We start from the raw sequence: 7,675 nt of genomic DNA, 5'->3' as shown, positions 1-7,675 counted from the left end.
GCGGCAGTTAGGCACTTTTTCAGTGGCTTCAAATAGAGGTAAAGCTGAGACCCCACAGGCGTAGCCGAGGAGGCTCAGCACCTCCTTGCGGGTGCGAGTGACTGGAGCGCACTGCAACGATCACCGCCCTTCCACCTCATCCATAAAAAGAAACGCCTAAAAACTTTAAAAAAAAATGTCGTAATTTGTAGTTTAATAGATAGCGTAAAGAGGTAGACATTAAATAAGCGTTACTAATAAAGGAGGAGATAGAATGAGAAAAACAACAATGTTCATTACCCCAGTAATTGCTGCAGGTATGGTGCTTGGCGTTAGTAATCTATCACCTAAGGCTGAGTCAGTAACGACAATGGAAGATGGGGATACGTTATGGAGTATCGCCGCTGAACATGAAGAGGTTAGTGTCGATGACTTGTTAAACATTAACCATAGTTAGATCCGTATTCCATTCCAACTGGAACAGAAATTTTACTTGAAAGAGTGAGTGACGATGCCAGCTCAGAAACTGTCACACACACCGTTCAACCTGGAAATACACTTTGGAGCATCGCTAACGCGTATGATGGTGTAAATATCGAGCAACTTATAGAACGAAATCAAGGGTTAGACCCTTATGCACTACCAGTTGGAGCAGAGCTAACAATTGTTGAAAACAATAATAGTGGTAGCACTTCCGAAGAAAATATCACTCATACCGTTCAACCAGGGAATACCCTTTGGAATATCGCAAGTGTCTATGATGGTGTTTCCGTTCAAGATTTACTAGATGCCAATCCTGAAGTAGATGAACATTCCATTCCAGTTGGTTCAACCATTTATATTCCAATAAGCTAATATCATCAAAAGATCCTGCATGAGGTACCATGCAGGATCTTTTGATTAGAACAACTTATCGAATGGAAGAGTCTCTATCCCTGTTAAAGACTGAAAAAAAGCGAATCCCCATGAGGATTCGCTTTTTCCTATGATTAACCGATTGATCCTTCCATCTCGAACTTAATCAGACGGTTCATTTCAACGGCATATTCCATTGGAAGTTCTTTTGTAAATGGCTCTATGAAGCCCATTACGATCATTTCTGTTGCTTCTTGCTCAGAAATACCACGGCTCATTAAGTAGAAGAGTTGATCTTCAGATACTTTTGAAACCGTTGCTTCGTGCTCAAGTGTAATGTTATTGTTCAAAATTTCGTTGTATGGAATTGTATCTGATGTTGACTCGTTATCCATGATGAGTGTATCACACTCGATCTTCGACTTAGAGCCTTCAGAGCGACGACCAAAGTGACAGATACCACGGTATGTTACCTTCCCGCCATGTTTAGAGATGGACTTCGATACAATCGTTGATGAACAGTTTGGTGCTAAGTGATGAACTTTTGCCCCAGCATCTTGGTGCTGACCTTTACCAGCAATCGCGATGGAAAGGATCGTACCTTTCGCTCCCTCACCACGCATGACAACAGCTGGATACTTCATTGTCAGCTTAGAACCGATGTTACCATCAACCCATTCCATTGTTGCACCAGCGTCAGCTACTGCACGCTTAGTAACTAAGTTAAAGATGTTTGGTGCCCAGTTTTGGATCGTCGTGTAACGGCAGTATGCGTCTTTTTTCACGATGATTTCAACAACGGCACTGTGAAGTGAGTTTGTTGAGTAAACCGGCGCTGTACATCCTTCTACGTAGTGTACAGAGCTATCTTCATCAGCGATAATTAACGTACGCTCGAATTGACCCATGTTTTCAGAGTTAATACGGAAGTACGCTTGAAGTGGAGTATCTGTTTTTACACCTTTTGGTACGTAAATGAACGATCCTCCAGACCAAACCGCTGAGTTTAGTGCTGCGAATTTGTTATCAGTTGGAGGAATGATGGTTCCAAAGTGCTCTTTAAAAATCTCCTCATGCTCTTTTAACGCTGTGTCCGTATCTGTGAAAAGAATTCCTAAATCACTTAGTTCTTCTTTCATGTTGTGATACACAACTTCAGATTCGTATTGTGCAGAAACCCCTGCTAAATACTTTTGCTCAGCTTCAGGAATCCCAAGCTTATCAAATGTATTTTTAATTTCCTCAGGTACTTCATCCCAAGATTTTTCTGATTTCTCTGATGGCTTAACGTAGTACGTAATGTCATCAAAGTTTAATTCAGCCAAGTCTCCACCCATTGTGGCATTGGCATTTTATAAAATTGTTCTAATGATTTCAAACGGAAGTCTAACATCCATTGTGGTTCACTCTTCATGCGTGAGATTTCTTCAACGATTTCTTTCGTTAATCCACGCTTTGAACGGAAAATCGATACATCTTTATCTGAGAACCCATATTGATATTCTCCGATTTCTGGCATTTTTTTCGCCATTTTGAAAGCCTCCTTTTAATTGTCGAGCGATCAAACGACCACTCCCTTATTGGTGATCGTTAATTCCCTTTTCCATTGCCTTCCATGCAAGGGTCGCACATTTAATACGAGCAGGAAACTTCGCTACACCTTGTAACGCCTCTATATCGCCTAAATCAAAACGCTCGTCATCATACTCTTTTCCAAGCATCATATCTGAAAAAATCTGGGACATTTCAACAGCCTCATTCAGTTTCAAGCCTTTGATTGCTTGAGTCATCATTGAAGCGGAAGCTAAACTAATCGAACATCCTTCTCCAACAAACTTGGCATCCGTGACTTCACCATCTTCTACTTTCATTTGAATTTGGATACGGTCGCCACATGTTGGGTTATTCATATTTACGGTAACCGTATCACCATCAAACTCCCCTCTGTTACGAGGGTTTTTGTAGTGATCCATAATTACCTGTCTATATAGTGTATCTAAATTAGAAGACATCGCCAAAGTACTCCTTTGTTTTTACTAGTCCAGTGACAAGTGCATCAACGTCCTCTTTCGTGTTGTACAAATAGAAACTTGCACGAGCTGTTGCTGTGACGTCAAGCCATTTCATGAGTGGTTGCGCACAGTGGTGACCTGCTCGAACAGCAATTCCCTCTGCATCTAGTACCGTTGCCACATCGTGTGGATGCACATCATCTAAATTAAATGTTACCACACCTGCACGCTTTTTAGGGCCGAAAATTTTCAAACCGTCAATCTCAGATAAACGTTCCATCGCATATTCTGCAAGTTCATGCTCATGCTTTAAAATGTTATCTAAACCGACCTCTTCTAAAAAGTCTATGGCAGCACCTAGTCCAATAGCACCAGCAATAATTGGTGTACCTCCTTCGAATTTCCAAGGAAGTTCTTTCCATGTTGAATCTTGCAATCCTACAAAATCAATCATTTCTCCACCAAATTCAATGGGTTCCATTTTCTCTAAGAGATGTTTCTTGCCATAAAGAGCACCAATTCCTGTAGGCCCACCCATTTTGTGACCTGAAAATGCAAAGAAGTCACAATCAAGATCTTTTACATCAACCTTCATATGCGGTGTACTTTGTGCTCCATCCACCACCATAATCGCGCCATTGCGATGAGCAATTTCGGCGATTTCTTTGATGGGGTTAATTGTTCCAAGCACATTTGATACTTGCATAACAGAAACAATTTTTGTTTTTTCTGTTATCGTCTTCTCAACGTCAGCTAAATCAAGTGTTCCATCTGGCTGAAGCGGGAAATATTTCAACGTTGCTCCTGTTACCTTTGCAGCCTGCTGCCAAGGAATGATGTTACTGTGATGCTCCATCAAAGAGATCACAATTTCATCGCCCTCTTTTAAGTTATCACGAGCATAACTAGATGCAACTAAGTTTAACGCTGTTGTCGTACCACGAGTAAAGATAATCTCTTCAATTGAATTGGCTCCAATAAAGTTACGAACCTTTTCACGTGCTCCTTCGTACCCATCTGTTGCCAGTGTTCCAAGCGTATGAACTCCGCGATGAACATTTGAGTTATAGCGACGGTAATAATCATCAATCGCTTCAATGACTTTTAGTGGTTTCTGAGATGTTGCCGCGCTATCCAAATAGACTAGCGGATTTCCGTTGACATGTTGATCAAGAATCGGAAATTGCTTTTTGATCTCTTTGGCATTCATTAGCGAACTTTCCCTTCAATAGCCTCTCTTAAACGATCCTTAACAGACTCAATTGGAAGCTGTTCCACAACTGGTGCTAAGAAGCCGTGAATCACTAAACGCTCAGCTTCTTTGCGAGAGATCCCGCGGCTCATTAAGTAGAACATTTGAAGAGGATCCACTTGACCAACAGAAGCTGCGTGACCAGCTGTAACATCATCTTCGTCAATTAGAAGGATTGGGTTAGCATCTCCACGTGCTTTTTCACTAAGCATTAAGACACGCTCTGTTTGAACTCCATTTGACTTTGTCGCACCGTGCTCAATTTTTGTAATTCCGTTAAAAATCGCCGTTGCTGCTTCACGCATAACACCATGCTTTAAGATATGACCTTCTGAATGTTTTCCATGATGGAAAATTTGCGTTGTGAAGTTTTGCTTTTGTTCACCGCGACCGATTGTTACCGTCTTCGTGTCAGCCCAAGAACCGTCCCCTACTAAGTGAGTTGTATTTTCAGAAACGGTGTTACCATCATTCATTTGCCCAAGAGCCCAATCAATACGAGCATCCTTATCGACATGACCACGACGTACAACATATGTTGTTACGTTGCTGCCAAAATTATCAACTGCACCAAATGTTACTTTCGAATTTGCTTTTGCGTACACTTCTGCAACGATATTAGCAACTACTTCGCCTTCTACGTTAGACGTGTAGTTTTCAACATATGTCACTGAGCTGTTCTCTTCTGCTACAACAATAACATGATTAGAAAGCAAAGCTTCTGGTGTTTCTAATGAAAACACAGCTTGAAGAGGAATCTCTACTTGGACATTTTTTGGTACATAGATGAATGCTCCACCATTTAATAGCGCTGCATGTAAACCAGTAAGTTTGTTCTCTTGAGGTTTCACTGCTTCACCGAAGAAGTAAGGCTTCACAAGATCAGCATGCTTGTGTAGAGCTGTTTGGATGTCTGTAAAAATAACTCCCTTTTCAGCCAACTCTGCATTGGTTTTGCTGTAAACAGCTGATGTATCTTGTTGGACAAGCAAGTTTTGCTCATCTGATTCTTCACCAATTAACGCTTGAAGTGCCTCTGGTAAAGCTTTTACAGACGTCGCTTTTGGTTTTTGATTCATATCAAAACGTGTTTGCGTGAACGTCCATTTATCAATTTTAGTTTTATCTGGCTTTGGAAGCTCTGCTGTTTCAGAAATTTCTAAGCCTTTTAAGCGAATGTCGCGTACCCAATCTGGTTCGTTGCGTCCATTCGAGAATGATTCAATTTGCTCTTTACCGAACAATCCTTTTGTCTCGACTGACATACATTACCCACCCTTTACTATTGTACTGCTCGCTCACTGCGAGTTTTATAATGACAAACTATTTTACGCTTCTTGGTTCGCTGCTTCGACACGCTCGTCTTCAATACCAAGCTCTTGTTTAATCCAGTCATATCCTTCTGCTTCTAAACGAGTTGCTAGCTCAGCGCCACCAGATTTCACAATGCGTCCTTGCATCATAACGTGTACTTTGTCAGGAGTGATGTAGTCAAGTAGACGTTGGTAGTGTGTGATGATTAGACAGCCAAAGTTCTCACTGCGCATTTCATTTACACCTTTAGATACTACTTTTAATGCATCAATATCTAAACCCGAGTCAATTTCATCTAAAATCGCAATTTTTGGCTCAAGCATTAATAGTTGAAGAATTTCGTTACGTTTCTTTTCTCCACCAGAGAAACCTTCATTTAAATAACGGTGTGAGAACGACTCATCCATATCAAGAAGTTCCATTTTCTTATCCAATTGACGGATGAACTTCATTAGAGAAATCTCATCGCCTTCTTCACGCTTTGAGTTGATTGCTGAACGTAAGAAATCAGCATTTGTAATACCGCTAATTTCACTTGGGTATTGCATCGCTAAGAAAAGACCAGCTTGCGCACGCTCGTCCACTTCCATTTCTAAAACATCTTCTCCATCAATTGTTACAGATCCGCTCGTGATTTCATATTTTGGGTGACCCATGATAGCTGATGCTAACGTAGATTTACCTGTACCGTTCGGTCCCATGATCGCATGGAATTCTCCACCTTTTATTTCAAGGCTGAAATCTTTTAAAATTTCTTTGCTTCAACTGATACGTTTAAGTTCTCAATCTTTAAAAATGGTACTGACATTTACAATGACCTCCAATGTATTTGCTTTATCTAATTGGACAAAGCTTGCTAATTTTTTAGATAGGTTTGATTCTCAATCTATTCTCATTACAATCTTATACTAAATCTATTATAAGTTCAAGAAGTGCACCTTAAATATACTATCATTTCTAACATGTTTACAGTGTTAACCTTTAAAGACTTTATTTATTGATTGTGATGTATTTTCTGTGAACGCTTCAGTCCCAACTAGTATTCCTTTTTTTATCTAGATCAAACAAGATTTCCACAAAAAAGAGTAGTGCCAAATGGCGCTACTCTTCCTATTAATTAAATAGCTATCTAATTGAATTGAGCTGCTAATTTTTTGCTTTTTTCGTAATCCTTCTCACGCTGCTTCTCTACTTCTAAACGTTTTTCTAGGCTACGATTATACTCTGCATAACTTGTTCCATGAGATTGTTGCATTGCTTTTTCCATTTCACCATTGTGTTCGTTTTTTAACGAATGGATAATGAATCAATCCTTTCATGTTTTGTCAGAAATAATCGTACCATAGTCAGATAATTTACCCAACTCCGAAAAAACATGTTAGATATTGATTTGCGACCGTAAGCACTGATTATGTAATGTGAGAAAATGTTCCATTGTATTTCCTCGACTTTACAAAGGTTTATTGCATTTGTGAGTTGTTTCCACCTAATTCTGATATGCATTCTTGAACGAGTGTCACCGCTTGACTCATTGCTGCTCCCCCACCGAAAGCTGCTGTAACTCCAACAGTTTCAAGAATTTCTTCTTCTGTGCAGCCTTGATCAATACATCCTTTAGCATGATAAATAATGCAATATTCATCTTGAGAGTACACACTAATTCCTAGTGCAATCATTTGTTTTTCTTTTTGTGAAAGCTTTCCTTCTTCAAAGCAAGCTTCCGTGAATGCATTAAACTTCTTTGCAATATTAGGCATTTTTTGAGTGAAATTACCGATACCTTGCTTATATTCTTGTAATGCCATTTCAATTGGATTGTTTTGTTGTTGCTGCTGATCCATTTGATCGCCTCCCTCAGTTTACTGACAAAATTAGTATTTGTTATTGGGTGAGCATTATTCATTTTTGAAAAAAGCTGTTTTTAGGCTTTTATTTTCCCTCAACGGCTCCGTTCCATTGTGCTTTGCCCTCGCTCCCGGGATGGGGGGCACGCTTTATGAGAGGAACGATAGAAATTCCAAGAGAAAGCTAGGTCTAATGCCGTTGCAGATGAATGAGAGAAGATCGGTATTATCGTACGCCCGTTTATCCTAGAACGTATTTCCAACAAGCGATCTCTGATGTTGAAGGTGAACCTCAAATCGCTCAAATTCCATCGTTAAAGAGAATAGAATGTGTTAAAAGAAATCGTAGAAGATTAAAAGGAACAAGTTAAAGATAAGTAAAAGGAACAAAAGTAACCCTAGCAGGGGAATGACACGGA

The 7,675-nt window shown here is 39.9% G+C and carries 7 protein-coding genes and 2 pseudogenes; 2 read left to right on the top strand and 7 right to left on the bottom strand.

From position 1 onward, the window contains the following. Window positions 1-253: 253 nt before the first annotated feature. Together JCM9140_RS21120 and JCM9140_RS21115 are read left to right on the top strand one after the other, a co-directional pair. A complete protein-coding gene (locus tag JCM9140_RS21120; RefSeq protein WP_034751368.1) occupies window positions 254-436 on the top strand; it encodes a LysM peptidoglycan-binding domain-containing protein in 183 nt (60 codons plus the stop codon). A 44-nt stretch (window positions 437-480) separates the two neighbouring features. Beyond that, window positions 481-834 carry a LysM peptidoglycan-binding domain-containing protein gene (locus JCM9140_RS21115; RefSeq protein ID WP_034751365.1) on the top strand — a complete coding sequence of 118 codons (354 nt, stop codon included), beginning with the start codon at window positions 481-483 and terminating at the stop codon, window positions 832-834. Between the two features lie 134 nt (window positions 835-968). Here the strand turns inward: JCM9140_RS21115 and sufB are convergent. The 7 genes and pseudogenes from sufB to JCM9140_RS21085 form a co-directional block, all read right to left on the bottom strand. Continuing rightward, a pseudogene (gene sufB, locus JCM9140_RS21110) lies at window positions 969-2,365 on the bottom strand (Fe-S cluster assembly protein SufB). Between the two features lie 46 nt (window positions 2,366-2,411). Continuing rightward, window positions 2,412-2,846, bottom strand: coding sequence for a Fe-S cluster assembly sulfur transfer protein SufU (gene sufU / locus JCM9140_RS21105; RefSeq protein ID WP_034751362.1), 435 nt, complete (start codon window positions 2,844-2,846; stop codon window positions 2,412-2,414). After that, window positions 2,836-4,056, bottom strand: a complete 1,221-nt coding sequence (locus tag JCM9140_RS21100) for a cysteine desulfurase (RefSeq protein WP_034751359.1) — start codon at window positions 4,054-4,056, stop codon at window positions 2,836-2,838. Before JCM9140_RS21100 ends, sufU begins: the two co-directional genes overlap by 11 nt. Continuing rightward, window positions 4,056-5,363, bottom strand: coding sequence for a Fe-S cluster assembly protein SufD (gene sufD / locus JCM9140_RS21095; RefSeq protein ID WP_034751357.1), 1,308 nt, complete (start codon window positions 5,361-5,363; stop codon window positions 4,056-4,058). The genes JCM9140_RS21100 and sufD overlap by 1 nt, the downstream gene beginning before the upstream one ends. 63 nt (window positions 5,364-5,426) lie before the next feature. Continuing rightward, window positions 5,427-6,220 (bottom strand): annotated as a pseudogene (gene sufC, locus JCM9140_RS21090) (Fe-S cluster assembly ATPase SufC). 321 nt (window positions 6,221-6,541) lie between these two features. Continuing rightward, complete coding sequence (locus JCM9140_RS24045) at window positions 6,542-6,679, bottom strand: YuzK family famiily protein (protein ID WP_166485474.1); 138 nt, start codon at window positions 6,677-6,679, stop codon at window positions 6,542-6,544. A gap of 193 nt (window positions 6,680-6,872) precedes the next feature. Beyond that, window positions 6,873-7,253, bottom strand: coding sequence for a carboxymuconolactone decarboxylase family protein (locus tag JCM9140_RS21085; protein WP_034751354.1), 381 nt, complete (start codon window positions 7,251-7,253; stop codon window positions 6,873-6,875). Window positions 7,254-7,675 lie beyond the last annotated feature (422 nt).

Origin of the sequence: Halalkalibacter wakoensis JCM 9140 (assembly GCF_000513095.1) — a bacterium.
GTDB classification, from domain to species: domain Bacteria; phylum Bacillota; class Bacilli; order Bacillales; family Bacillaceae_D; genus Halalkalibacter; species Halalkalibacter wakoensis.
This window is presented reverse-complemented; position numbering and strand designations above follow the sequence as displayed.

Coding starts and splice junctions, on each gene's coding strand:
- sufD (WP_034751357.1), bottom strand. CDS start 5,363: ATGTCAGTCGAGACAAAAGGATTGTTCGGTAAAGAGCAAATTGAATCA.
- JCM9140_RS24045 (WP_166485474.1), bottom strand. CDS start 6,679: ATGGAAAAAGCAATGCAACAATCTCATGGAACAAGTTATGCAGAGTAT.
- JCM9140_RS21100 (WP_034751359.1), bottom strand. CDS start 4,056: ATGAATGCCAAAGAGATCAAAAAGCAATTTCCGATTCTTGATCAACAT.
- JCM9140_RS21085 (WP_034751354.1), bottom strand. CDS start 7,253: ATGGATCAGCAGCAACAACAAAACAATCCAATTGAAATGGCATTACAA.
- JCM9140_RS21120 (WP_034751368.1), top strand. CDS start 254: ATGAGAAAAACAACAATGTTCATTACCCCAGTAATTGCTGCAGGTATG.
- sufU (WP_034751362.1), bottom strand. CDS start 2,846: ATGTCTTCTAATTTAGATACACTATATAGACAGGTAATTATGGATCAC.